Genomic DNA, 24,293 nt, shown 5'->3' on the forward strand with positions numbered 1-24,293 from the left:
GTGTAGGGGTTCTGCTTGTTGTCGCGATGTTAGCTGTCGGCGGATGGCTCTATTGGGACTATCAGCACACAATTGAGCGGCCGCTTGTACTATCCGACCAAACCGTACATGTGCAGGTCGAGAGAGGAACTTCCTTTCAGCAGCTAACCCGCAACTTGGCCGCCCAAGGCCTGCTGGAACCGTCGGAATGGTACCGGGTGTGGGGGCGGCTGAGCGAGGGTGCAGGGCGGATTCAGGCCGGTGAGTATGCCGTTACGCCGGGTATGAGCTTGCCGGAACTGGTCGAGAAAATGGCGCGTGGCGATGTCGTTCAGTACAGCTTTACTATTGTGGAAGGCTGGACGTTCTGGCAATTGATGAACGCCTTGCAGGCACATCCGCATATCGAGTCGGAGCTGAAGGGGTTGACGCCGGAGGAAGTTGGCGAGCGTGTCGGCCTTGATACCGCGTACCCGGAAGGTAAGTTTTATCCGGATACGTATCGATTTCCATCCGGAACGACTGACGTGCAGTTTTTGCGCCGTGCGAACGAGCGCTTGAAAGCAGTACTAGAGACGGAGTGGGAACGGCGAGCCGAGGAGCTGCCGGTTAATACGCCTTACGAGGCGCTGATTCTGGCGTCGATCATCGAGCGCGAAACCGGCCAACCGCATGAACGGGGTAAAGTTGCCGGTGTGTTCACTCGGAGATTGCAAATCGGCATGCGGCTGCAAACCGATCCCACCGTCATATACGGGTTGGGCGAAGGTTTCGAAGGGCGGTTACGGACGGTGCATTTGCGTACCGATACGCCCTATAACACCTATACGCGAGGCGGTTTGCCGCCGACGCCTATCGCAATGCCGAGCGGGGCGTCGATACGAGCCGCGCTTAACCCCGAAGACGGGACGGAGCTGTATTTCGTTTCGCGCGGGGATGGCACTCATCATTTTTCTAACACCTTACGAGAGCATAACCGCGCGGTTTGCATTTATATTTTGAAGCGCTCTAACTGCGGCGAGTTGTGATGACCGTAACGGGGCAGGGTATGTTTATAACGGTCGAGGGAGTCGAAGGGGCAGGGAAAAGCACCTGCCTTAGCTACATCGGGACATATTTAAAGTCAGCCGGCTACGATCCTCTGCTTACCCGCGAACCGGGAGGAACGCCGTTAGGGGAAGCGGTGCGTGGATTGTTGCTAGGCGACGATTATGCCGGCATGAGTAGCGATACCGAGTTGTTGCTCATGTTTGCCGCGCGCGCCGAGCACTGGGCATCCGTTATTAGCCCCGCTATCTGTGCCGGACGAGTGGTTGTCAGCGATCGCTTTACCGATGCCACTTATGCTTACCAAGGCGGTGGCCGAGGTATCGATCCAGCGCGTATCTCGGCCTTGGAGCAATGGGTGCTAGGCGAGCAGCGCCCGGATCTAACCTTGTTGCTCGATCTGCCGCCAGAGGTGGGGAGAGAGCGGGCAGCGCGCCGAGGGGCGCCGGATCGCTTCGAGAAGGAGCGGCAGGCCTTTTTCGACCGGGTGCGAGGGTGTTACCTGGAGCGTGCGCGCCGCTATCCCGATCGGATTCGGATCGTTGACGCCAGCCAGCCTTTGGATGCCGTGCAGGCGCAGATCGGAGAGGTATTGCGAGAGCAGATTCTCGAACGGGGAGTCCTGTAATGCGCGCGTTACCGTGGTTGGAACCGCTATTGAAACAGTTCAGCGAGCGGAGGCTACAGGGGCGCTTTCCGCATGCCTTGTTGTTGACGGGGTTGCCGGGCGTTGGAAAGAGCTGGTTGGCCGAGCAAATGGTACGCCTACTGGTTTGCGAACAACCGTCGGAGGCGGGCGCGTGCGGGCACTGTCGGGGGTGTGAATTAGAGGCCGCCGGGACGCATCCGGATAGCCGAACAATCGTGCCACCGGAAGGCAAGCAACAGATTCGGGTCGATCAAATCCGCGCGGTGTCGGATTTTTGCTCCTCAAGAGTCAATACGCAGGTTTCCGCGTCGGGGTGATTAATCCCGCCGATGCAATGAATATTAATGCTTCAAATAGCCTTTTGAAGACATTGGAGGAGCCCCCTTCGGAAGCGGTGCTTATTTTGGTTTCCGCCAAGCCCGCGAGCCTGCCGGCTACGATTCGTAGTCGGTGTCAACAGGTGAGTATTCCGGTGCCGGCCGCCGAGGTTGCAGAGGCCTGGTTGCGCGAGCTGGAAGGCGGGGCGGAGGCCGTGCGCAATCTGCCTTTGGCTGGCGGAGCGCCCTTGCAGGCGCTCCAGTATGCCGAGAGCGGTATGGCAGCGCGTTACGAGCATTTACTGGCGGCTCTGCAAGGGCTGCGCAGCGGACAGGCCGACCCTGTCGCGGTAGCCGCCGATTGGCAGGGGGAGCGGGCGGTTTTAGTCGAGTTACTGCTCAGGTTGGTCAGCGAGCTAATCGGCGGGCAGGCACGGCCGGTAGCAAACAACGCGGCGATCTTGGAATTAGGCCAAGGGTTGGACTTGCTCGCCTTACATGATTATCTTGATACGGTATTCGAAGCAAAGCGACACATCGCTCATCCGCTCAACGACGCGTTAGCGGCCGAGCAGTTGTTCATCGACTGGACTGGCCTTTGTCGTCGCTCAAGGATTGGATAATAAGAATTATGGAAACACGCAAACCCACATCCGGTGCCCGTCAGGGTATTTTGTCGCTGACGATCAAAGATAAAAACGCGCTCTATGCAGCGTACATGTCGTTTGTGCGTAACGGCGGCTTGTTTGTGCCGACCGCCAATACCTACAAACTTGGCGACGAAGTGTTTATTTTGCTGAGCTTGATGGACGAGCCAGAGAAAATTCCGGTGGTCGGGCGAATCGTTTGGATTACGCCTAAAGGCGCGCAGGGTAACCGAACACCTGGAATTGGTTTGCAGTTTACCGATAAAGACGGCGGCCCGGCGCGGACTAAGATCGAGACGTATCTTGCAGGGTCGCTCGAATCGGAGCGGCCGACCCATACGATGTAGGAACAAGGGCGAGCATGCATTCGGAAAACGCGACGATCGAGTTGGTGGACTCCCACTGTCACTTGCATATGCTGGGCCTGGACGATAACGACCCGGCGGAAGCGTTGGCGACGGCGGAGGCAACCGGGGTCGGCCATTTTCTCAACGTAGCGGTCGATGTCGAGTCGGCCGATCTGTTGAAGAATATGTCGCGTCGGTTTCCGCAAGTTTCGGTCTCGATCGGCGTCCACCCCAGCGGAACCGGGTATGAGCCTAGTGTGGACGAACTAGTAGAGCTGGCAGCTGCGCCTGAGTTCGTCGCTGTCGGTGAAACGGGGTTGGATTACGTTTACAACGAGGGCGATCTTGAATGGCAGCGCGATCGATTCCGGCGTCATGTGCGTGCTGCTCGTGAAGTCGGTAAGCCGCTGATTATCCATACGCGAGGAGCGCCGGAAGACACCTTACGAATTTTGCGTGAGGAAAAGGCGGCCGAAGCCGGCGGCGTTATCCACTGCTTTACCGAGGACTGGGATACGGCCCAGGCGTTTATGGATCTGGGCTTTTATATTTCGTTATCCGGTATTCTGACCTTCCGAAACGCCGAGATGCTGCGCGATGTGGCTCGCAGAATTCCGCTGGAATGCTTACTGGTCGAAACGGATGCGCCCTATCTGGCACCGGTCCCGCACCGCGGCAAGCAAAACCGACCGGCGTATGTGCGCCTGGTGGCCGAGCAGGTTGCCGAGCTGCAAGCATGTACTTACCAAGCAGTGGCGAGTGCCACCACGGATAATTTCTTTAAGCTGTTTCCGTTGGCCGCTCGCTCCGTGTGAGCGAGCGGTTAGAGATTAGCGACTATACCGTTTAACGGCCGTTAACGCGGTCTTAAGTTGTGCCTTTGTGTTATAGAAGTGCGGCGAAAAGCGGATGCCGCCGGCACGATGAGCACAGATGACCCCGGCCGCCATCAACTGCCGATAGATAGGCTCCGGGTCGTGGTCGCAGGGGCGGAAGGTAACAATACCGGCCAGTCGGTCCGACGCCGGATTTGTAATCAACTCAAGCTCCGGCGTGTCGCTAATCAACTCGCACAAGTATTGGCTGTTGCTTAATACCGCTTTTTCTATCTGCTGCATGCCTAACTCTTCGAATAGGCTCAGACTGGCATCCAAGGCATGGATGCCGAGCATGTTGGGGCTTCCCGATTCGAAGCGGCGCGCCGTAGGCGCGATGGACCAATCGCTACGGCTATAGTCGCCGGGCGCTGCGACCATGTGCCAGCCGTATTGTAAAAGGCGTAAGCGATCGCGGCTTTCCGGGCGGCTGTAAAATACGCCGAGCCCTTCCGGCGCCAACATCCATTTGTGTCCATCGGCGATGACGAAGTCTGCGTGTACGCGTTGGGCATCGAAACGAAGCGCACCAAGGCTTTGGATGGCATCGACGCAGAATAAGACATTCCGTTCTCTACAGGCTGCGCCGAGGCGCTCCAGATTCATGCGCAACCCGGTGCCGTATTGTACGGAACTGACCGCTAAGAGACGGGTGTGCTCGTTCACGGCGGCGAGTAGACGCTCTTCCGGGCTACTATCGGTGCCGAGATCGATGTCGCGCACGCGTACGCCAAAACGCTCTTGCAGGGACTCCCAGACAATGCGGTTGGAAGGGAATTCCTGCTTGTTGATGATCACTTCGTCGCCGCTCTGCCAGTCGAGCCCGTAGGCGACTAACGACAAGCCTTCGGAAGTGTTTTTTACCAAAGCGATATCGTCGCTACTGGGTGCGTTCAGTAAACGCGCAAAACGCTCCCTGAGGCGTTGCTCGGCGGCGAGCCAGTCGGGGTAATGGCGAGCGCCGCTGCGAAGGTTTTGGTCGGCAAAGTTAACCACCGCTTGTGCTGTGCGCCGGGGCCAGGGGCCGACGCCTGCATGATTGAGGTAGATAAGATCCTCTTCGTGAGGAAATTCCGTCATAGCTTGCTCTCCTTTGTTATCAACGAGGATAACACTACGCGGGGTGATACGCGGAAATAGGGGGGCTTGCACTACGTTAGTCGCCGCTTTTGCGGTAGCCTATTCTGATAGTCTAATGAAGCGTTGAATCGCCTTTGCTCCTCTGCCGGCCAGGTTGGCGGTTTGAAGGAATAAAAGGTCGATTCCGCGTTTTCCTAAAGTAGCCCTTACGGGAGGGGGAGAGTAAAGACGCGATGACCATGGTGCCGATCCTAAAAAATGAGCTGGAAGTCGGTATGATCGTGCCTTGGGCAGTATTCGACGGGCGAGGGTGGTTGTTGCTTCAGGCGGGTGCGACGGTTGCCTCCGCGAGGCAGCTCGAAGCGCTAGTTTTGCGTGGCGTTTATCGGTTAGAGGACAACGACGGACGGCGTAGCTATGTGGAGAGCGAGAACGCCGACCAACGCAGCGAAAGCGATTTCGGGTCGCCGTTCGAGCGTTTGGATAGCATTATCATGCGAATCCCCGGCATTTTCCGTTCGGCGTTGGAGCGACAGCCCCAGGCTGGGGAGCGTTTGCGTCGATTAGCCGGCGATTTGCGTCGCTTATATGCCGAGTATCCGGATGCGATGTTAGGTGCGGTGCATCTGACGCATGAGTACGAATACCCTGTGTGTCACCCTGTCCATTGCGTGTTCCTCTGCGAGATGATGGCGCACGCGTTCGGTTACGATGAGGCTCGGGCCGAAAGCCTGGCGGCTGCCGCGCTAAGCCAGAATATCAGCATGTTGCGCCTGCAGACGAGGCTGCATAACCAGGCAAAACCGTTGACCGAAGAGCAACGCCATCAAGTCGACGAGCATCCCGAGCAGACGGTGAAGCTGTTGCGCGATATCGGCGTCGACGATTCGGTTTGGTTGCTGGCGGTTGCGCAGCACCATGAGCGGTTTGACGGAAAAGGCTACCCCTATGGGCTGGAGGGGATGGCGATCAGCCAGGAGGCGCAAATTATTGCCATCAGCGATCGCTATGCGGCGCTGATTTCTTCGCGCGGTTATCGAGATGGGATGACGGCGAAAGAGGGCTTGCGCGATATCTACTTGAGTCAGGATAAAGGCTACGCCTCGGCCTTTACCCAGCGGTTTATCCGAGAGATCGGCGTTTATCCGCCGGGTTCTTTTGTTAAATTGGCTAACGGTGAAGTCGGCATTGTCGTCAAGCGAGGCCGCTCGTCGCTGAAACCTGTGGTATCGAGTTACATCGGTCCTAGGGGGGCGCCGCTGCCGAGGCCGTTTCGGCGCGATACCGGGCAGTTGGCGTATGAGGTGAAGGGTACCTGTAAGCCCGATTTGAACTACCCGGTCAACCTAAGCAAGATTTGGTCAGTGTAAGGGTTGCCGATCGTGCGGCCTGTTTGTGTGGCGCCTTAAGCAAACAGGCCGTGTAAATACCAACAGCGCGGCGCACGCCGCTCCCTGAATATCCATAGTCGCTCGCCGTGGCTGTTGCTCGCGATGTAGTAGTCGCGGCTTACATCAACATCGTCCCACCAACCGCTTTCGATTCTTTCCGGGCCAAATTCCAGTATTAGAGGGCCTTTCCAATAAGGTAACCCTTCTCTCAGGGGTAGTTTTTGCGGTTGCGGCAACAACCAGAGCGGCCGAGGGGGAGATTGTGTGTCGTTGCTATGCGAACCAGGAGGTGCATAGCGCCAGGCGCGTTCGGGCCGGTGTTCGGCGACTACCTGTAATCCATGCACGGCGTTTTTTCCTAAGCGAGCATGGAAGCGCTCAAGCAAATCATCGTCTTCCTCTACTCTATCCCGAATATCGAGTAAATCGTTCGTGGTCGGCTGATAAGCGTAAACACGGCCCGTAATGAGCTGGATGCATTCGGCTGGCGCAGTTAACGGCGTGTGTTCGAGACGGTGGCGAGCGAGCATAAGCAAATGACTGGCGGCCCGTTGCGGCGTTAAAAGACGAATATCTAAGCTTTGAGTGAGCGCATCGTCATCGGATAAAAGAATCCTAAGCTGCTGTACCCCGGCGTCTCGGCCGCGTAAGTAGCCTTCCAGCTCCAATAGCAGACGACGTAGGGCGAACAGTAGCGGTTCCGTTTCGGCAACGGGGGCGGGTAGCATTAATTTCCGCCTAAATCGAGGCGGTGGCGAGTAAGCGTGACGCGGGTCTGGCGCATAACCGAAGGCGCGGTCGAGCTGTTCGAGCGTCTCCAGTCCGAAACGACGGGAGAAACCGGCACGGGGCTGTTTTAGGCAATCGCCTAGTCGGTAAAGGCCTAAGGCGGTTAAGTGTTTGTGTTGCCGCTTATCCAGCGCGAGCACTTCGCAGGGTAAGGCCGATAGCTGAGCGTGCAGCGTGTCAGTATCGCAGGCTGGCTGGGTTTGCTTACCCTGACAGAGTAGCCAAGCTCCGCTGGGCGTTGGCGCAATCGCGTATCGCGCCCGCAAGCCTAATGCCCTAAGGCCGGCGAGAATTTCTTTTACTAAATGCGATAAACCGTTGAACAAGCGTAGGCTGCCGGCAATTTCCAGTAGCAGGCCATTGGGCTGTTGCAGGCTAACCCAAGAGGTGAACTGCAAAGCCCAACCTGCTAATCGCTCAAGCGTTTCCTGTTCCGCGGTTAGGTTGCGCGGTAGTACGGCGAGCGTTGGAGCCAGGGCGTGGGCGGCACCGAGCGACATTTCTGGTTCTATGCCTAATCGCCGGGCGCTTAGGTTGACGGCTAACAGGCGTTTGCCTTCGATAACGGCAAGCGGTAGTTGTGCTTTTTGCGTGCGGGTATATACCGAAACGGGAAGCTGAGGTAACCATAGGGCAAGCCATAACATAGTAGCCGCTGATCGTGAGCCGCGGTTTAACCGCGAGAAAAGGCATTAGCCGCCTGTTTGCCGACTTCCTGTCGTTGGAGGGGAGCCGTAGCTGCGACATGCTTAGTCGTTGCTAACGGCAGCTCTAGTTGCGGCTCGCTGGACGGGTCGTGCCTCGCGGCGGCATAGCCGGTCGCCGGGGGCGCTGCACGGAAGACATCGGCCAAGGGTGGTTTGGTTGAGGTTTGCTTGGCGCTTTAGCGGGCGTTCTCGGGACATTATGGTGCGTAGCGGGATCGTTCAGCTGTAAAGTCACGGTTCCGCCACTGCGACCGCCACGGCATTTAAGCAAATGCACTTTTATTTGCCCATAAGTGTGGTCGACGCAGAGGCGAAGGGCTGCGGGAGAGGCCTGCGCTGCGGCTTGCTCGTCTCGAAATAAAAGCCCCAGGGCACCGCCGGTTTCGGCAGCCAGTTGTAAGCGCCGCAGGCTCTGTTCGTCGATATGGCGCGGCCAAGCCAAGACGGCGCCGCAGGTCCCAGTGCGAAGAGCTTGCTCCAAAGCCCACAGGCCTTCTTTCGCCGTCCGCGGGTGTACCAGCAGAACACGGGAGAGATCGATGCCGCATCCCGCTAGGCTGGGCGCGTAGGGAATAAACGGCGGGGCGATAAAAGCGATCCAACGGCCTTGCCGACTGAGCCGGGAGAGGGCCGGCATGACTAGGCGCAATTCGCCGATACCGTTGTGTTCGTGCAGAATTTCGCTTAAAGCCCCGATAGGCCAGCCTCCGCCGGGGAGAGCGTTGTCGAGTTCGCTATAGCCGCTGCCGATATGGCGCTCGTCGCTATGCCGCTGTCGATCGCCAGCCCGCCAGATACTGGGCTGTTGTAGCAATTCGTCCAAGGCTTTGTTCTTGTTCATGAGCAACCTCGTTGATCCCGCAGGTGGTGATCAGGCGAAAAGCCGTTCTCTGCTGCCGCAGTTGTAGACCTTACAGCGACCCGTTAGCGGCATTGCGCAGTGCTTATGTGCTTGCTGCTGTGTTAAAGCAAGCTGCCGTTACGTATGATGCCGACGCCAATACCTTCGATAATCACCGGCTCGCGCCGGAGGTCGACTTCGATGGGTTCGAAGTCCGGGTTCTCAGGCAGTAGCCTTACTAAGTGTTGGCGCCGCTCCAAACGTTTAACGGTGACTTCATCTTGTAAGCGCGCCACTACGATCTGTCCGTCGCGGGCTTCGCTCGTTTTGTGTACGGCGAGCAAGTCTTCATCCAGAATCCCGGCGTCCCGCATGCTCATACCGCGTACCTTGAGTAGGTAATCTGCTCGTGGAGTGAATAGATCGGGGCTGATGTCATAGCGCCGGTCGATATGCTCTTCAGCAAGCAGGGGGCTGCCGGCGGCGACGCGGCCGACCACGGGCAAACCGTTTTCCGTCAACAGGCGGATACCGCGCGAGGCGCCGGGAACCAGCTCAATCGCCCCTTTTCGGGCTAGCGCCTTGAGATGGTCTTCTGCGGCGTTAACCGAGCGAAACCCTAAGGCTTTGGCAATTTCGGCCCGCGTTGGCGGCATCCCCGACTCGGCCATATGGTCCCTGATCAGTTCCAGTATTTCGGTCTGCCGTGGTGTGAGTTTTTGCATACAACCTCCCTTTGCTGGTTATTTTTACAGTATTGGGCCTGTGCGATGCAAGCGAAAGATGGCTATGTCCGAGGAGGTTAATCTCGATTAGGAGACAGGTTATTTACCTTGAAGGCTCAGGCTGGGTTAGAATGGCGCCGATTTTCGCGTTCCAGCTAAGACATATTACGCACATGGTTAGTGTAAACGCCGAGCTCAGCGAGTTGCTCGCTGACGATACGCTCCAGTTCGATACCTGGCTCGGCCACCTGCCGATAAGCTTCAATGAGGCCGATCAGGCGCTTTTGAAAAGAGCCTGGGATACCGCTCGTCAACAGTATGGCGATGAGCGACGGCCAAGCGGCGAGACCTATTTTACCCATGCGTTGACAGTGGCGAGTTTGATTGCCGAGCTACGGCTCGATGCAGAAACGCTAGCCGCTGCGGTGTTGCATGATTTGCCGCCGCTGGAGCGTTTCGATGCCAAGGCGCTGGAAAGCGATTTCGGCATCGATGTGGTGAATCTGATCGGCGGCGTGTCGCGCATGGAGGTGATTAACGCCCTGCACGACAATGCCGAGGCCGTCATGCCGGAGTCGGAGCATGCCGAGGCATTGCGTAAGATGCTGTTGGCTATGGCTCAGGATGTGCGTGTGGTCTTTATCATCCTCGCTGAGCGGCTGGACGATATGCGTAATCTAAAGCATCGTTCCTTAGCCGAGCAGGAAGCCTTCGCTCGCGAGACGCAAGATCTGTATGCTCCGCTGGCTAATCGTCTGGGCCTCTGGCGCTTGAAATGGGAGTTGGAGGATCTGTGTTTTCGGTATTTGGAGCCGGGCACGTACAAACATATTGCGCGTATGCTTGCCGAGCGGCGCGTGGACCGCGAGCGTTATATTGCCGAAGTCAACCAGCAGCTGCGCGACGCCTTGCAAAAGGCTGGCATCGAAGCGGAGGTTAATGGGCGGCCGAAGCATCTATTTAGTATTTGGCGCAAAATGCAGCGAAAGGGGTCGGGTATCGACGGCTTGTTCGATATCCGCGCGCTGCGGGTGATGGTTAAGGACGTTGCCACCTGCTACGCCGTACTGGGTGTGGTGCATAGTCTTTGGCGGCATATCCCCAAAGAATTCGACGATTACATCGCCACGCCGAAGGAGAATAATTACCGCTCTTTGCATACAGCCGTGGTGGGGCCGGAAGGTAAGACTTTGGAAGTGCAGATTCGCACTTACGAGATGCACCAGCAGGCAGAGCTTGGGATTGCGGCGCATTGGCGTTACAAAGAAGGCGGCTCGCAGGATCAATCCTACGAGCAGAAAATCGCCTGGCTACGCCAGATCCTGGAGTGGGGGCAGGAAGAAGACGGAGCGGAAGATTTCATTAGCCGTTTTAAGGCGGAAATTTTCGAGGATCGTGTTTACGTTATCAGTCCGCGCGGCGATGTCATCGACCTCCCGCGCGGGGCGACGCCGCTGGATTTTGCCTATCACGTCCATAGCGATATCGGCCATCGTTGCCGAGGCGCTAAAGTTAATGGTCGTATCGTGCCGCTGACCTACGAGCTCAAGAACGGCGAGCAGGTGGAGATTTTAACCGCTCGACATAGCAAGCCGAGCCGGGATTGGCTCAGCCCGGGCGCAGGCTATTTGCGCAGCTCTCGAGCGCGGTCGAAGGTTAAGGCCTGGTTCCGCCAGCAGGATCAAGAGCTGAACGTGACAGCCGGTCGGCATGCCCTGGATCGGGAGTTGCATCGTTTGGGGGTGCAGGACGTGAGTTTGGAGCGGTTGGCGCAAAAGAGCCGCTTCCCGAAGGTCGAGGACTTCTTGGCAGCTATTGGGCGTAACGATATTACCAGTAGCCAGATCGCCAATCTGCTGACCGATCAGATTCTACCCAAGCCGGATGTGTCGTTGGAGGTTATCCCGACCGGTACGCCTTCAAGCGATAAGAAACGTTCGGGCGCCAGCGACGATGTAACGATTTATGGTGTCGGTAATTTGTTAACGCGATTGGCGCGTTGTTGCAAGCCGGCGCCGGGCGACCCCATTGTCGGATTTATTACTCGTGGCCAAGGGGTGACGATTCATCGGCGCGACTGCCGCAATCTTTCCCGATTAAGCGAGAGCGAAGGAGAGCGTTTAATCGAGGTGAGCTGGACGCGGCCGGGCGATAAAGCTTACCCGGTGGATATCGAAGTCGATGCCGTGGATCGGCAAGGGCTGTTGCGCGATGTGTCGGCCGTGCTGTCGAACGAGAAGATTAACGTTCTAGGCGTAAATACCCGAACCGACCCTCGCGATCACCGAGCGCGCATGACGTTGACGATGGAAATCCGCGATGTCGCCCAGATGAGCCGGATTATGCATCGCATTGCCAGTTTACGTAATGTGCTCGACGTGCGTCGGCGCACATAAGTGTAAGCTGCTTAGGGTGCCGTGCTGAATAGGCGGGCGCTCAAGCTCGTCTATTGCTTCTTCTTTTCTCGACCCCCATTTCTTGTCTACTTCTCCCGCTTCGCTTTTTTGCGCATGCCGTCGTGTTCTCGATGATGCGTACGGTGTGTGTCTCCCCCTAAAGAAAAAGGAGTTTCCATGGAAGGGTTTAATGCTTCCGGGATACAGAGCTTATCGGAACTGCCGGTGCCGGTTGAGTGGTTGTATGTCGGCGTGGCGATTACGCTGTTGTTGGTGGCGATGGTCTCTATCCGTTGGTCGCTACGGGCCCGGCAAATCCTTGCCGAAGAAAATAGAGCGCGCGACGCCGAACAGCGATCTCAACAATTGAAACGAGACGTTTTTCTACCCGCTGCGGAAGCCATGGCGCGCGCGCAAGACTTTCTCGGTAAGTTTCCGGGTAAAAACTGGACGAAAGAGGAAGGGAGCGTTGTCGTCGATTATCTCAATGGCGCCTTAGGCAAAGTGAATGTGGTGGGTGGCGAGCACGCGATAAGAACCACCATGGCCGTCGCTACCGAGTTCAGTATGGGGTATATGACGCTAACCACGCGGCAGCGCCCGATCTGGGATTTGGAGCAAGAAGTGGAGGGGGTCGATAGCAAAATCTCGCATATGGCGTATGAGCGAGACCAGCTATTGGCGCAAATTACGCGTGTGGCCGGCGAGGGGATGCAAGAGCAGGGGATTTGGAACGACCTTAATCTTCGTTTCGATCGTTTGCAGCGGCAAATAACCGGTGCGCTTGATGAGCGGACGAGGATGATGCGCGAGCGTAATCGACTCAAGCACGAATTAGCCCTAGAAGCTGCTAAGTCTTCATTAAAGCTCGCTAAGTTAACTATTCCGGCATACCTTGCCATTCGTGATGAGCTCGATAGTCCGATCGACGATGACGAATATCGCATTCTGGCGCATAGCAGTATCGACGAGCTAGAAGAGGCCGTACGCCGGTTAAGTACCAAGAATACGCCGGCAGCCGCTAAGAAGTCTTCGGAGCATGCTACGCGCAAGCAAGAAGAGGCGCCGCATGAACGGAATCTGCGTATGGTATTAAAAGGCGATTGATTAGGCTTTCCTTGTGGAGAGGCTGGCATGCCCTCAGATTCGGCTAATAGGCCGGTTGCTGCTTGGTTGCTCACGAAAGTGAGAGGGCGGGCAGTTGCCCATTGCACGATCGCAGCAGGGGCTTTAGCCCCGAACGGGAGATGTTGCCGATGACAGTCGAACGCCGTCCACTCCGTTATAGCCTCTGTATCCTGAGTATTCTGATTATTGGTTTGTTTCTCGGCAGTCAAGCGTTGGCCGCGCAGCCCGCTCCTGCGCCGGTTCCGGAAGGCGAGGTGATGCCGGAGGCTGACGATGACCTCTTAGAGCTTGAGCTGGAGCTGGTGATGTTGCAGCAGCGTTTGGAGGAAATTCAAATGGCCGCTTTGGATGCCAATCCAGAGCTGGAGCAACAAGCCGAAGAGCTGAGTACCATCATGGTTGCTGCGATGGAGGAAGAGGGGTTCAATCCACAGCAGAGCATATCGCGGATCGAGGAAATCCAGATGGCTTTGCAACAGCCTGATCTTACCCCGGAAGAGCAGATGGCACTGATGGAAGAGGCGGAATCAGAGTACCTGCTGCTTGAGCAGGCGCAAATGGCGGTAATGGAGGATGAGCAGGTTCAGGCCGCTCACGAGCAGTTCGAAGAGAACGTTATGACCGCGATGCAGGAGCAAGATCCGGAAACGGAAGAGATTATCGCCGAGTTTACCGAGAAGCATCAGGAATACGAAGAGCGGCAGGCTGAGCACGCCATGCCCGGTACTGTTCCGAATTAAGCGATATGCTTGCCGATAAGCTTGCCGCTGGTTTTGCTGCTGGCCTTTCGGGTGCGTTGCTCTGGCGGCACTATGCCAATCGCTTTCGTCGACCATACGCCTCCGGCGGCTCTGCCGCGCCGGAGGCGCGCTCTGTAGGAGGCAAGAATCTGCGGGAAGCGCTCCGGGAATTGCGGGCAGAGCGAGACGAGCTTCAGCTCGAGCTGGAAGTTGCGGATGCTGCTAGGCGGCGAGCTGAGGATAACTTGGAGCATTTCACTTACGTCGTCTCCCACGACTTGCAAGAGCCTTTGCGGATGGTGATTGGTTTCAGCCAATTATTAGAGAAGCGCTATGCCGAGCCGTTGGATGACGAAGGGAGGGAGTTTCTGGAGCTTACCACGGCAAGTGCGCTACGCATGTCGGCTATGTTGGGCGTCGTACTGCAACTGTCCCGTATTCTCCGAGAGCCGGTATCCGGTACGGAGGTCGATCTGAATGCTGTGATTGAAGATCTGCGCGAAGAGTTTGCTAATCAGTTAAATACCGCGGACGCTAAACTTGAGATCGGTGCTTTACCCATGGTGCAAGGCAGCCGTCAATTATTGGAGATGGCGCTTTGGAATCTATTGGATAATGCATTGAAATTCCGCGGAAAAAAGCCGCCCCGAATCACGGTCTCGTCGGCTCGACTCGGCTCGGAGTGGGAAATTGCAGTGACCGACAATGGTATCGGTCTGGACCCTCAGTTCGCCGAGCGAATCTTTCAGCCCTTTCAGCGTTTGCATACTGAGGAAGAGTATCCCGGATTAGGAGCTGGGCTCGCGCGTGTCCAGTGGGCTGTGGCCCGTCATGGGGGGCGGGTCGGAGTAGAGTCGGAGCCTGGAGCCGGAGCGCGCTTTTGGTTTACTTTACCTGCAAATTAACAGAACAGAGTGCCAATTGCTTAAGGAGACGCTGATTAATTCCCTGGGGTCTCTCTCCGCGTGGCGCGTTCGCAGGCAAGGCGCGCTCCGCAGGCAAGGCGCGCTCCGCAGGCAAGGCGCGCTCCGCAGGCAATGGCCGTCGCCCTTGTCAAGGAGCGCAACGCCGCCTGCGGGCGCGCCACACGGCCCCTGCGGGCGAACCTGAGCCGCACCCTGGCGTTGTTGCGACTCTTGCAAAGGGCGACGGCCATTCGCTGCGAGCCGCGCCTAGCCAGAGCACGGCTCAGGTTCGCAGAGACCCCAGGGAATTAATCAGCGTCTCCTTAAGGAGCGGGTGGGGTTGCCATCGAATGCATGGGCAACCCCAGGCCAATTAGGTCAGATGTCGTCGTAATCGTCATAGTCGTCGAGTAGCTGGCGTAAGCGTTTCGCTTCCCGCAGCTCTTCTATGACTCGCCAGTTGCCTCGTTGTCGGCGCTGGTTGTTGTTGTTTCGTGTCAGCTTATCTTCAATCCATTGACCGGCAAGATCTTCTTCGGTGTCATCCCAGGCATCGGCATAATCAAGGTCGTTATCCATCTTTTCCTTCCTCCGGAAAGATGCCTATGACTCCCCAGGTCGTGTTACCTGAAGGTTCTCTCGGAAGCGTGGAAAGACCCTGCGCGAGAGCGGGGCATTCAGCGTTTCCTGTCTTTCCCTTGCTATATACCTGCGTTCGGGGGTTGCAAGAAATAGATTTTTTCACACTTTGACGTGTTTAAAATCGATGAAAAGAATGATGCCGGGGAGGGAGGGGCGGATAGCCGGCGGCAAGATGCCGCCGGTTTGAAGTAAGTTATTAATCGATAAATAATTCCGGATCGACGAGATTGCCGTTGAGCGCTACGCTCCAGTGCAAGTGGGGGCCGGTAACGCGTCCGGTGGCGCCGACCGTGCCGATAAATTGCCCGAGTTCTACCCGATCTCCTACGGCAACGTCGATGCTGTCCATGTGGCAGTACATGGTGACTAGGCCGTGGCCGTGGTCGATGAAAACGGATTTACCGTTGAAGAAAAAGTCTCCCGTTTCGACAACCGTACCGGAGGCTGGGGCGTGAATCGGGGTACCTGTGGGGGCTGCGATATCAAGTCCGCTGTGAGGGTTGCGCGGTTGATCGTTGAAGAAGCGGCGCAACCCGAAGGGGCTGCTGCGCCGCCCTTCTACTGGAATGGCAAACCGTAACGCTTCGGGGCTTGCCGCCTCGCTGTATGTTTCCAGCGCGGCACGAATGCGGGTCCGTTCGCTGCCGATACGCTCCAAATCTTCCGGCGACGGATTAACCTGTCGCCGATTGCTGATGGTGAGCCGTTGCTCGGCGTACTGTTTGTCTTGTACTTCGAAAGCGGTCGGTTTGCCATTGACCTTTAGGCGATGTTCGCCGATTTCCGCACTAAGGCCGATGCCGACAACTGCACTCCAACCATCGTCGGTCTTGGTAACCAGTACCGAGCGTCCATTGTATGTTACCGTAGGCGGGGTTTCCTCGCTGCTACTCAGCGGTACGATGGCCACCCCGCCGGGAACGGCTTTATTGTTAGGTAAATTTGCACTGACCACGGCAGGCAGAGCTAATCCTAAAAAGCCGACAACGAGTGCGAGCGAGCGCATGGTTAATTCTCCTCCTTGGCAATCGATTCGACGAGGCAGTGCAATTGGCCATGGCCGAGTTTTGCTACAATTCGATCGCCGGGAGTTGCCTCCGCGGCGTTGCGAAGCACCGTTTGGTCGTCCGGTCGGCGCACAATAGCGTAGCCACGCCCCAAGGTCGCTAAGGGGCTGACCGCATCCAGTGCACGCGCCAAGCCTTCTAGCTGTCGCTGCTGCTGGCTAACGATATGCTCTATTGCGGTGCCGAGCCGGTGCTGCAAGTCGGCGCATTGACGCTCGGCAGTGCGGAAACGTTCCACCGGCGTTGTTTGCCGCAAGCGGCTTAGAGCGTGGTTATACCGTGTTTGGGCCGTCTGTATCCGGTTGCGGGTCACATTCAGGAGTCGCTGTTCCAGCTCATCGAGCCGCTGGCTGCGATCCTGTAGTCGTCGATGGGGGTGCTGCTGCATGAGGCGCTGCTGTAGCCAGTACGAGCGCTCGTGCAGCCGCTCCAGCCGTTGTCGGGTCAGAGCGAGCAAGCGTTGCTCTTGCTGAGCTAGCGTGGCCAGCCAGCTTTGGGCGTCGGGCGTGAGCAGCTCTGCTGCCGCCGACGGCGTAGGGGCGCGGCGATCGGCTACGAAGTCGGCAATGGTTACATCGACTTCATGACCAACGGCCGATACTAAGGGTATTTCGCAATCGAAAATTGCACGGGCAACGACTTCTTCGTTGAACGACCACAAGTCCTCCAGCGATCCGCCGCCTCGGGTCAGTAGCAAGGCATCGACTGTCGCTTGCTCGGATGCTAATCGAATCGTAGCGGCAATCTCTTCGGCAGCGCCTTCCCCTTGTACCGGTACCGGGTATATTAATACCTCGGTTGCCGGAAAGCGGCGCCGGAGCACGGTCAATACGTCGTGAATGGCCGCTCCGGAGGGCGAGGTAATAACGCCTAGCTTTTGCGGCAGCGAGGGTAAGGGGCGTTTGTGCTCGGTCGCGAACAAGCCTTCTCGGTCGAGCTTGGCCTTGAGCGCTTCGAAGGCCTGTCGTAGCGCACCGGCGCCGGCCGGTTCCATATGCTCGATACTCAGTTGAAACTCGCCGCGTGCCGGATAAAGGCTGACCCGAGCCCGAACCAGGACTTTGGCTCCGTTCTCCGGGCGGAACCGCAGCAGCAGGTTGCGGTTTCGAAACATCGCACAGCGAACCTGAGCTTGTGCGTCTTTCAGAGAAAAATACAAATGCCCGGAGGCCGGCCGCGCGAGGTTGGAGATCTCGCCTTCGAGCCAGATAAGCGGAAAACTGCCTTCCAACAGCGTACGCACTTCTCGATTAAGGCGTGAGACACTGTAGACTTGGCGGGAATCGGTGGTTAAAGGTTCGTCGACAAGCATCGATGCATGATAGCAAGCCTGTGCTGTAGCGCCTATCGGGATAGGCAAATATTCGCTGCTCTCGCCCTTGGAGGTTCAATAAAAAGACGATAAATGCTACCCATGCAATATATAAGGTTTACGCTTTTGCCTGTGGTTTTTTATAATGTCCGGCTAACTTCGCAATGAGCTGCTTAAAATGGCAGCCGCTCCCCGCCAAGAAGGTGTCCGTTATATGCGAATAGCTCAGGAAGCTCTCACTTTCGATGACGTTCTGCTGCTGCCGGCGCACTCCAATGTGCTGCCGCGCGATGTTGACCTTTCCACGCAGCTGACGCGCGATATCCGCTTGAACATCCCCGTGGTGTCGGCCGCTATGGATACTGTGACCGAGGCGCGGTTGGCCATCGCTTTGGCCGAGCAGGGCGGTATCGGGATGATCCACAAAAATATGTCGGTGGAGCAACAAGCCGCTGAGGTCCGAAAGGTAAAGAAATTCGAAAGCGGCGTGATCAAGGAACCGATTACGGTACACCCCAGCGCCAGCATCCGCGATGTGCTCGCCTTAACCCGGTCGAATAATATTTCCGGGGTGCCGGTTGTCGACGGCGAGGATCTGGTCGGTATCGTAACGAGCCGCGACTTACGCTTTGAAACCCGCTTGGACGAGCCGGTGTCGGTGGCGATGACCGGGCGTGACCGTTTGGTAACCGTGCGGGAAGGCGCGGAGCGCGACGAAGTATTGCGCTTGCTGCACCAGCATCGCATTGAAAAAGTCCTGGTCGTCAACGAGAACTTCCAGCTGCGCGGCATGATCACCGTGAAGGATATCCAAAAGGCGACCGATTATCCGAACGCGTGTAAAGACGAGCAGGGTCGTCTGCGGGCAGGCGCTGCCGTTGGTACCGCAGCCGGTACCGAAGAGCGTGTCGAGGCTTTGGTCGCGGCGGGCGTCGACGTGGTTACGGTGGATACCGCGCATGGTCATTCGCAAGGGGTGATCGATCGGGTCCGTTGGCTCAAGCAGACCTACCCCGAGATTCAGGTCATCGCCGGTAATATTGCCACCGGCGATGCGGCCACGGCATTGGCCGAAGCCGGTGCCGACGCTGTTAAAGTCGGTATCGGCCCTGGTTCGATTTGTACTACCCGTATCATCGCAGGGGTCGGGGTGCCGCAGATTACGGCGATCGATAATGTCGCCACTGCCCTGAAGGGCACCGGCGTTCCCTTGATTGCCGACGGCGGCATTCGTTTCTCGGGCGATATGGCGAAAGCGTTGGCGGCAGGCGCTTACTCCGTTATGGTCGGCGGCTTGCTAGCCGGCACCGAAGAAGCACCGGGCGAAGTCGAGTTGTATCAAGGTCGTTCATATAAGTCCTACCGAGGCATGGGTTCCTTGGGGGCGATGTCGCAAAGCCAGGGGTCGAGCGACCGCTATTTCCAGGAGAACACCGGTCAGGCGGACAAACTGGTGCCGGAAGGCATCGAAGGGCGCGTACCGTACAAAGGCAGCCTGGTGGCGATTGTTCATCAAATGCTGGGCGGTGTGCGTGCCAGCATGGGCTATGTCGGTTGCCGCACCATGGAAGAGATGCGGACAAAACCGCAATTCGTGCGCGTCACCGGCGCGGGTATGCGGGAAAGTCACGTTCACGACGTGACGATTACCAAGGAAGCGCCGAATTACCGCATCGATTAGTTGTGTCGGTGCCCCTCCGGCAGCCTCCTGGCGGAGGGGCGCTTTTAGGCGGATTTCAACAGCGGCGGATCCTGCGGGCTGAGAGGCGGCGTTTCGTCTTGCTCGCATAGGTAGTGCCAAATGTGCTGAGCCACTGAAATGCCCCGGCTGTTCAAGGCTTCGTTACCGAAGAGCGTATTGAACTCCAATAAATAGTAATGCCCCCCGACTTCGGCGATATCGAAGCCGGCATGGTTTACCTCCAGCTCTGTGGCTACCTGATCGACTAATTCCAACGCTGCTTGCGGGATATCGTCGAAACTTACGCTGCCTCCTCGCGCCACGTTGTTGTGAAAGCTGCCCTCGGCGCCGATGCGCCAATAGGCCGCGATAACCTTTCGGCCGACATAAACGACGCGTAGATCGCGGTCGATAGGAAGGTACTCTTGCAGATAAAGCGTGTCGTGCTTGGCTGCGAACTCCCGCAGTTCGCGGCGTGTTTTTATAAGATGGACGCCGATGCCCATCGAACTGCGAGGTTCTTTCGCGACTAGCGGCAAGCCTAGCTCGTGTACCGCATCGCCGTCCCATTCTGTGCTCGGTAGGATACGGGTCTCCGGTACGTGGGCGGGAGCTACCGAGAGGAAGGCCCGCGTCATTTCGATTTTATCGTGGCCGAGGTGATAGGTGGCCGGGTTAGGAAATAAGCGCTTCTTTAGCGCATAGGTCAGGGTGTTGACTTGCCAGTATTCCGGAAATAAGACCCATCGTGCTTGTCTAATCTCGGGAAGATGGCGGAACAGTAACTCAGGTTTGATGTAGCGTACGCCAGGGATGCCGAGTGCTCGATAAGCGTTTAGCGTGATCAGTTCGGATGCGACGGACACGGTATAATGCTCACGACAAATCCTGCCGCCAGGGCAAGGCGGAGGTGGGCTTGGTTCGAATCCTCAAGCCCACGGACGCGCGATGCGCTGTATCGCAGGAATTTAGGTTAAGGGGCCATTAGGTTATGCTACCCGCGCGCGCAGCCGGGAGGCTGGCCGTGGCAAGGATATACTGCAGCTACAGAATTTCGTCAAGCACTGGTGCAGATCGAGGTTCGTGGCTGATTTCGCTGATTTTTAGGTGCTGCGAAGGCAATGGCTCAAGACATACATAGCGACCGGATTCTGATCCTCGATTTTGGCTCCCAATACACGCAACTGATTGCGCGTCGTGTGCGCGAAGCGGGGGTGTATTGTGAAATCTATGCCTGCGATTGCGACCCCGAAGCGATTCGTGCCTTTCGGCCTAAGGGGGTTATTCTCTCCGGCGGTCCGGAGTCGGTAACCTTTGACGCGACGCCGAGAGTACCGCAATTAGTGTTTGAGCTTGGCGTCCCGGTGCTTGGCATCTGCTACGGCATGCAGGCGATGGCCTTCCAAATGGGCGGGCGCGTCGAGCCTTCTAGTCACAAGGAGTTTGGCTATGCGCAGATCCGGGCCCGTGGGCATTCTCGCCTGTTACAGGATATCGAGGATCACGCCAGTCCCGAAGGCTGGGGGCTGTTGGATGTGTGGATGAGTCATGGCGACCGCGTGAGCGAGTTGCCGGCCGGATTTAAGGTGATCGCCAGCACAGAGAGTGCGCCAATTGCCGGTATCGGCGACGATGAACGCCGTATGTACGGTTTGCAGTTTCACCCCGAAGTCACCCACACGGCACAGGGCGCCCGCATTCTAAGTCGCTTTGTGCATGAAATCTGCGGCTGCGCCGGCGATTGGACGGCTGGCAACATCATCGACGACGCCATAGAGCGCGTGCGCCAGCAAGTGGGCGAGGACGAAGTGCTGCTTGGTTTATCCGGTGGCGTCGATTCCTCGGTCGTTGCCGCTTTGTTGCATAAAGCCATCGGCGATCGCCTAACATGCGTATTCGTCGACAACGGCTTGTTGCGGCAAGGCGAGGGCGACCAGGTGATGGCGACTTTTGCCAAGCATATGGGCGTGCGCGTCATTCGTGTCGATGCCGAAGACGTTTTCTTGAGCCGTTTGGCCGGTGTGACCGACCCCGAGCAAAAACGAAAGATCATCGGTAATACCTTTATCGATGTGTTCGATGCGGAGGCCGCTAAGCTGAAGAACGTGCAATGGCTTGCGCAGGGCACGATTTATCCCGACGTAATCGAGTCGGCCGGCGCGGCAACCGGTAAGGCTCATGTCATCAAATCGCACCACAATGTGGGCGGTTTGCCCGCGGACATGAAGTTGAAGTTGGTCGAGCCGTTACGTGAGCTGTTCAAGGACGAAGTGCGCAAGGTCGGTTTGGAGCTCGGTTTGCCGGCCGATATGGTCTATCGGCATCCGTTCCCGGGGCCTGGCCTAGGTGTGCGCATTCTCGGCGAAGTGAAAAAAGACTACGCCGATCTGCTGCGCCCTGCCGATCATATCTTTATCGAAGAGCTGCGTGCACACGACCTCTACGACAAAGTCAGTCAAGCCTTTGCCGTATTCCTACCGGTGAAGTCGGTAGGCGTGACGGGCGACGGTCGGCGCTACGAGTACGTGATTGCGCTACGTGCGGTAGAAACCATCGATTTTATGACCGCCCGCTGGGCGCATCTGCCGTATGACTTCCTCGATTTGGTGTCGCGTCGCATTATCAACGAGATAGAGGGCATTTCTCGGGTAACGTATGACATCTCCGGCAAACCGCCAGCGACTATCGAGTGGGAGTGATAGATCGCCGTAATGAGCGTTGAAACCGATGAGCAAGCCCAACAGGCGAGCGATGAAGCGTGGATGCGACATGCGCTCGCCTTGGCTGAACGGGGGGCGGCCGAAGGCGAAGTGCCGGTTGGCGCGGTTCTGGTTCGGGATGGCGAAATCGTTGGCGAAGGCTGGAATCGGCCCATCAGTGCCCACGATCCCAGCGCCCACGCCGAAATCCAGGCTATTCGCGAGGCCGCTCAGCGTTTGCGCAACTATCGCCTGGTCGGGACGACGCTCTATGTCAGTTTAGAGCCGTGCACCATGTGCGTAGGCGCCATCGTCCATGCTCGTATCGCACGGGTTGTTTTCGGTGCTTATGAGCCGAAGACAGGCGCAGTCGCCAGTGTGTTTTCGCTACTACAGGCGGAGCAGCACAATCATCGCGTAGACGTGAGCGGCGGCGTTCTCGAAGCGGACGCCGCCGACATGCTACGAAACTTCTTCCGCAGTCGCCGTAAAAAGGGCGCTCAAGCGGTTGTTCAGAAAGCAGATTCGACTGCCGGCGAAAGCCTTAGGCCGGGTGCTTTACGAGGGGAATTGGGCGAATAATCCGCCGGTAGCTCCGGCGGGCCGCCGGGCTCGGTGATTCGGACCAGCAGCTCGTAGTAAGCGCGGATGTTCTCGACATAGCGCACCGGCTCCCAGCCGCGGGCATAGCCAAAGCGTGTCTGCGTATACCATTCCCTTTGCGCCAGTAAGGGGAGGTTTTCTTTGACATCGACCCACGAGTTGGGGTCGCCGCCGCGTTGCTCGGTGATAATGCGAGCGTCTTCCAAATGACCCAGGCCAACATTATAGGCGGCCAATGCGAGCCAAGTGCGCACTGGCTCCTCAATATGGTCAGGTACTCGCTCGTGCATGTGCGCAAAGTAGCGTGCGCCGCCGAATATACTTTGCTCGGGGTCCAAACGGTTAGTCACGCCAACCTCGCCCGCGGTGCGCAGGGTTAGCATCATGATGCCTCGAACGCCTGTCGGCGAAACCGCGCGCGGATTCCAATGGGATTCTTGATACCCGATAGCGGCTAGCAGCCGCCAGTCGAGATCGTACTGTTCGGCGGCTTCTTTAAATAAGGGGCGATACTGCGGCAGACGTTCGGTGATATCGCGTAAATAGGTACGCGTTCCCACATAATCGAAGCGACTAAGATGGCCGTAGTATTTTTCGAGCAGGTGGGCGAGGGTGCCGTCTTCTCGTATACGGTGGAAAAACTGCTCGGCCTCTTCAAAGAGACTGTCGTCGTCGAAGCGAGGAAACGCCCAGGCTAGTCCGCGCCCGGTTGATAAATCGAAGGCGGAGCGCAGTTCCGGATAAAATGTCTGGTGCAGAATGACTTCGTTTGAATTAGCGACCGTGTATTTCTCCTCGCCATTCCAGATCCGGTAGAGCAGCTCTTCGATATTATAGTTTTGTGTCTCTTCCCATTCTAAGTTGGGAAACTCCTCGCTAACGCTTCGCAGCGTATCGGCATAGCTGCTGTTGGCGACCACTTTCAGAGTGCCGGGCTCGATCTCGCTCAAGTCCCTAGGGCGGCGCTCGCCGAGGCGGTAGACCAGCTGTTGGTGTACCGTCATGTACGGCTCTGTGAACTGGAACCGTTCCAGCCGCGTTTCTGTCGCCGTCAAGCCCGCGGCGGCCAAATGCGCGCGCCGGCTGGCGAGATTTTGGAAAATCTCTTCCCGACTTTCTACGGTGATCAGGCGCAGCTCCACGCCAAGCTCTTCAGCGAATCGGTTGACCAGCTCATACTCCAAGCCGGCGAGACCGGTTTGGCTCTGATAATAAGTGGCTGGTCCTACACGTGTGATTACGGTAAGCTCTCCCGATTGCTGAATCCGCTCAAGCAAGTTCGGGCGGCTGATGTATCCAGCCCAGGCGAGGTAAATAAGCCCAACGGCGACCAAGGCCATGAGCATGCGTGCGGGCGATTTCAGCATTCGGTGGGATAACTCTTCGTCTTTCTGGTCAAACTATTGTAAACTACGCCGCGTGTTCAGGGCATGGCTTTATTTTAGCTGCATCTGAATTTAAGATAAGTGTCCTGTGCCGATTAGAGGCACGGCAAAAAGATTATCAGGCGCGGTATCGAGGCGGTCATAACGACACCGACTCGACCGCCGCCGAAACCAGCGCCGGAAGGCGCTGGGGCTTTAAAAAAGCGGAGTCATTGGAGAGGTACCGAAGCGGTCATAACGGCACCGACTCGAAATCGGTTGGGGCATTACGCCCACGTGGGTTCGAATCCCACCCTCTCCGCCATATAAGCAAGAGCGTACGAGACGCCTTAGCCTTAGAC

The 24,293-nt window shown here is 57.3% G+C and carries 22 protein-coding genes, 1 tRNA gene and 1 pseudogene; 15 read left to right on the forward strand and 9 right to left on the reverse strand.

The annotated features are described in order from the left end of the window. Positions 1-11: 11 nt before the first annotated feature. The 6 genes and pseudogenes from mltG (at position 12) to CAI21_RS09235 (ending at position 3,801) form a co-directional block, all read left to right on the forward strand. A complete protein-coding gene (mltG, locus tag CAI21_RS09210; RefSeq protein ID WP_309544948.1) occupies positions 12-1,007 on the forward strand; it encodes an endolytic transglycosylase MltG in 996 nt (331 codons plus the stop codon). A 20-nt stretch (positions 1,008-1,027) separates the two neighbouring features. Then, positions 1,028-1,654 (forward strand): dTMP kinase, encoded by a 627-nt coding sequence (gene tmk, locus CAI21_RS09215; protein WP_116302041.1) that lies wholly within the window; start codon positions 1,028-1,030, stop codon positions 1,652-1,654. Further along, positions 1,654-2,087, forward strand: a pseudogene (locus CAI21_RS09220) (DNA polymerase III subunit delta'); the annotation flags it as partial. The gene tmk and the pseudogene CAI21_RS09220, both read left to right, overlap by 1 nt. Before the next feature lie 48 nt (positions 2,088-2,135). After that, complete coding sequence (locus tag CAI21_RS09225) at positions 2,136-2,615, forward strand: hypothetical protein (protein ID WP_258868177.1); 480 nt, start codon at positions 2,136-2,138, stop codon at positions 2,613-2,615. 8 nt (positions 2,616-2,623) lie between these two features. Next, positions 2,624-2,986 (forward strand): PilZ domain-containing protein, encoded by a 363-nt coding sequence (locus CAI21_RS09230; protein WP_116302016.1) that lies wholly within the window; start codon positions 2,624-2,626, stop codon positions 2,984-2,986. A 14-nt stretch (positions 2,987-3,000) separates the two neighbouring features. Further along, positions 3,001-3,801, forward strand: coding sequence for a TatD family hydrolase (locus CAI21_RS09235; RefSeq protein ID WP_116302017.1), 801 nt, complete (start codon positions 3,001-3,003; stop codon positions 3,799-3,801). Positions 3,802-3,816: 15 nt separating this feature from the next. Here the strand turns inward: CAI21_RS09235 and CAI21_RS09240 are convergent, their stop codons facing one another. Beyond that, on the reverse strand, positions 3,817-4,941 hold the full coding sequence (locus tag CAI21_RS09240) for an aminotransferase class V-fold PLP-dependent enzyme (protein ID WP_116302018.1): 1,125 nt from the start codon (positions 4,939-4,941) through the stop codon (positions 3,817-3,819). Positions 4,942-5,180: 239 nt separating this feature from the next. On the opposite strand from CAI21_RS09240, the gene CAI21_RS09245 reads away from it, so the two are divergent. Then, positions 5,181-6,311, forward strand: coding sequence for an HD-GYP domain-containing protein (locus CAI21_RS09245; protein ID WP_181919347.1), 1,131 nt, complete (start codon positions 5,181-5,183; stop codon positions 6,309-6,311). Positions 6,312-6,346: 35 nt separating this feature from the next. On the opposite strand, the gene CAI21_RS09250 is transcribed toward CAI21_RS09245, so the two are convergent. The 3 genes from CAI21_RS09250 to lexA form a co-directional block, all read right to left on the reverse strand. After that, the gene (locus CAI21_RS09250) at positions 6,347-7,768 is read right to left on the reverse strand and encodes a Y-family DNA polymerase (protein ID WP_116302020.1); all 1,422 of its coding nucleotides are present in this window, start codon (positions 7,766-7,768) and stop codon (positions 6,347-6,349) included. A gap of 124 nt (positions 7,769-7,892) precedes the next feature. Beyond that, positions 7,893-8,669: a translesion DNA synthesis-associated protein ImuA gene (imuA, locus tag CAI21_RS09255; protein WP_116302021.1), complete on the reverse strand. Its 777-nt coding sequence runs from the start codon at positions 8,667-8,669 to the stop codon at positions 7,893-7,895. A 122-nt stretch (positions 8,670-8,791) separates the two neighbouring features. Beyond that, positions 8,792-9,394, reverse strand: a complete 603-nt coding sequence (gene lexA, locus CAI21_RS09260) for a transcriptional repressor LexA (protein ID WP_116302022.1) — start codon at positions 9,392-9,394, stop codon at positions 8,792-8,794. A gap of 131 nt (positions 9,395-9,525) precedes the next feature. On the opposite strand from lexA, the gene relA reads away from it, so the two are divergent. The 4 genes from relA (at position 9,526) to CAI21_RS09280 (ending at position 14,563) form a co-directional block, all read left to right on the forward strand. Beyond that, a complete protein-coding gene (gene relA / locus CAI21_RS09265) occupies positions 9,526-11,790 on the forward strand; it encodes a GTP diphosphokinase (protein ID WP_258868178.1) in 2,265 nt (754 codons plus the stop codon). A 177-nt stretch (positions 11,791-11,967) separates the two neighbouring features. Beyond that, positions 11,968-12,897: a hypothetical protein gene (locus CAI21_RS09270; RefSeq protein ID WP_116302023.1), complete on the forward strand. Its 930-nt coding sequence runs from the start codon at positions 11,968-11,970 to the stop codon at positions 12,895-12,897. A gap of 149 nt (positions 12,898-13,046) precedes the next feature. Next, entirely contained in the window at positions 13,047-13,658 is a 612-nt protein-coding gene (locus CAI21_RS09275; protein ID WP_147305076.1) for a hypothetical protein, read from the forward strand. 5 nt (positions 13,659-13,663) lie between these two features. Next, positions 13,664-14,563 carry a sensor histidine kinase gene (locus CAI21_RS09280; RefSeq protein ID WP_116302025.1) on the forward strand — a complete coding sequence of 300 codons (900 nt, stop codon included), beginning with the start codon at positions 13,664-13,666 and terminating at the stop codon, positions 14,561-14,563. 378 nt (positions 14,564-14,941) lie between these two features. Here CAI21_RS09280 and CAI21_RS09290 read toward each other — a convergent pair whose 3' ends face one another. From CAI21_RS09290 to xseA, 3 genes are all read right to left on the reverse strand, one after another. Continuing rightward, complete coding sequence (locus CAI21_RS09290; RefSeq protein WP_116302026.1) at positions 14,942-15,142, reverse strand: PA3496 family putative envelope integrity protein; 201 nt, start codon at positions 15,140-15,142, stop codon at positions 14,942-14,944. 259 nt (positions 15,143-15,401) lie between these two features. Beyond that, positions 15,402-16,211 carry a peptidoglycan DD-metalloendopeptidase family protein gene (locus CAI21_RS09295; protein WP_116302027.1) on the reverse strand — a complete coding sequence of 270 codons (810 nt, stop codon included), beginning with the start codon at positions 16,209-16,211 and terminating at the stop codon, positions 15,402-15,404. A gap of 2 nt (positions 16,212-16,213) precedes the next feature. Next, positions 16,214-17,584: an exodeoxyribonuclease VII large subunit gene (xseA, locus tag CAI21_RS09300; protein ID WP_116302028.1), complete on the reverse strand. Its 1,371-nt coding sequence runs from the start codon at positions 17,582-17,584 to the stop codon at positions 16,214-16,216. Positions 17,585-17,798: 214 nt separating this feature from the next. On the opposite strand from xseA, the gene guaB reads away from it, so the two are divergent. Then, positions 17,799-19,265, forward strand: coding sequence for an IMP dehydrogenase (gene guaB, locus CAI21_RS09305; RefSeq protein WP_116302043.1), 1,467 nt, complete (start codon positions 17,799-17,801; stop codon positions 19,263-19,265). Between the two features lie 44 nt (positions 19,266-19,309). Here the strand turns inward: guaB and CAI21_RS09310 are convergent, their stop codons facing one another. Continuing rightward, positions 19,310-20,131, reverse strand: a complete 822-nt coding sequence (locus CAI21_RS09310) for an ATP-grasp domain-containing protein (protein WP_116302029.1) — start codon at positions 20,129-20,131, stop codon at positions 19,310-19,312. A 255-nt stretch (positions 20,132-20,386) separates the two neighbouring features. On the opposite strand from CAI21_RS09310, the gene guaA reads away from it, so the two are divergent. Then, positions 20,387-21,964 (forward strand): glutamine-hydrolyzing GMP synthase, encoded by a 1,578-nt coding sequence (gene guaA, locus CAI21_RS09315; RefSeq protein WP_116302030.1) that lies wholly within the window; start codon positions 20,387-20,389, stop codon positions 21,962-21,964. Positions 21,965-21,976: 12 nt separating this feature from the next. After that, positions 21,977-22,546 (forward strand): tRNA adenosine(34) deaminase TadA, encoded by a 570-nt coding sequence (tadA, locus tag CAI21_RS09320; RefSeq protein ID WP_116302031.1) that lies wholly within the window; start codon positions 21,977-21,979, stop codon positions 22,544-22,546. On the opposite strand, the gene mltF is transcribed toward tadA, so the two are convergent. Continuing rightward, positions 22,477-23,934 carry a membrane-bound lytic murein transglycosylase MltF gene (gene mltF / locus CAI21_RS09325; protein WP_116302032.1) on the reverse strand — a complete coding sequence of 486 codons (1,458 nt, stop codon included), beginning with the start codon at positions 23,932-23,934 and terminating at the stop codon, positions 22,477-22,479. The genes tadA and mltF overlap by 70 nt on opposite strands. A gap of 232 nt (positions 23,935-24,166) precedes the next feature. Here mltF and CAI21_RS09330 point away from each other — a divergent pair. Further along, positions 24,167-24,256, forward strand: a tRNA-Ser gene (locus CAI21_RS09330). The last annotated feature ends 37 nt before the right edge of the window (positions 24,257-24,293 follow it).

The sequence above is a fragment of the Alkalilimnicola ehrlichii genome (assembly GCF_003399765.1).
GTDB lineage: Bacteria > Pseudomonadota > Gammaproteobacteria > Nitrococcales > AK92 > AK92.

Coding starts and splice junctions, on each gene's coding strand:
- tmk (WP_116302041.1), top strand. CDS start 1,028: ATGTTTATAACGGTCGAGGGAGTCGAAGGGGCAGGGAAAAGCACCTGC.
- CAI21_RS09230 (WP_116302016.1), top strand. CDS start 2,624: ATGGAAACACGCAAACCCACATCCGGTGCCCGTCAGGGTATTTTGTCG.
- CAI21_RS09235 (WP_116302017.1), top strand. CDS start 3,001: ATGCATTCGGAAAACGCGACGATCGAGTTGGTGGACTCCCACTGTCAC.
- CAI21_RS09240 (WP_116302018.1), bottom strand. CDS start 4,941: ATGACGGAATTTCCTCACGAAGAGGATCTTATCTACCTCAATCATGCA.
- CAI21_RS09245 (WP_181919347.1), top strand. CDS start 5,181: ATGGTGCCGATCCTAAAAAATGAGCTGGAAGTCGGTATGATCGTGCCT.
- CAI21_RS09250 (WP_116302020.1), bottom strand. CDS start 7,768: ATGTTATGGCTTGCCCTATGGTTACCTCAGCTTCCCGTTTCGGTATAT.
- imuA (WP_116302021.1), bottom strand. CDS start 8,669: ATGAACAAGAACAAAGCCTTGGACGAATTGCTACAACAGCCCAGTATC.
- lexA (WP_116302022.1), bottom strand. CDS start 9,394: ATGCAAAAACTCACACCACGGCAGACCGAAATACTGGAACTGATCAGG.
- relA (WP_258868178.1), top strand. CDS start 9,526: ATGGCGCCGATTTTCGCGTTCCAGCTAAGACATATTACGCACATGGTT.
- CAI21_RS09270 (WP_116302023.1), top strand. CDS start 11,968: ATGGAAGGGTTTAATGCTTCCGGGATACAGAGCTTATCGGAACTGCCG.
- CAI21_RS09275 (WP_147305076.1), top strand. CDS start 13,047: ATGACAGTCGAACGCCGTCCACTCCGTTATAGCCTCTGTATCCTGAGT.
- CAI21_RS09280 (WP_116302025.1), top strand. CDS start 13,664: ATGCTTGCCGATAAGCTTGCCGCTGGTTTTGCTGCTGGCCTTTCGGGT.
- CAI21_RS09290 (WP_116302026.1), bottom strand. CDS start 15,142: ATGGATAACGACCTTGATTATGCCGATGCCTGGGATGACACCGAAGAA.
- CAI21_RS09295 (WP_116302027.1), bottom strand. CDS start 16,211: ATGCGCTCGCTCGCACTCGTTGTCGGCTTTTTAGGATTAGCTCTGCCT.
- xseA (WP_116302028.1), bottom strand. CDS start 17,584: ATGCTTGTCGACGAACCTTTAACCACCGATTCCCGCCAAGTCTACAGT.
- guaB (WP_116302043.1), top strand. CDS start 17,799: ATGCGAATAGCTCAGGAAGCTCTCACTTTCGATGACGTTCTGCTGCTG.
- guaA (WP_116302030.1), top strand. CDS start 20,387: ATGGCTCAAGACATACATAGCGACCGGATTCTGATCCTCGATTTTGGC.
- tadA (WP_116302031.1), top strand. CDS start 21,977: ATGAGCGTTGAAACCGATGAGCAAGCCCAACAGGCGAGCGATGAAGCG.
- mltF (WP_116302032.1), bottom strand. CDS start 23,934: ATGCTGAAATCGCCCGCACGCATGCTCATGGCCTTGGTCGCCGTTGGG.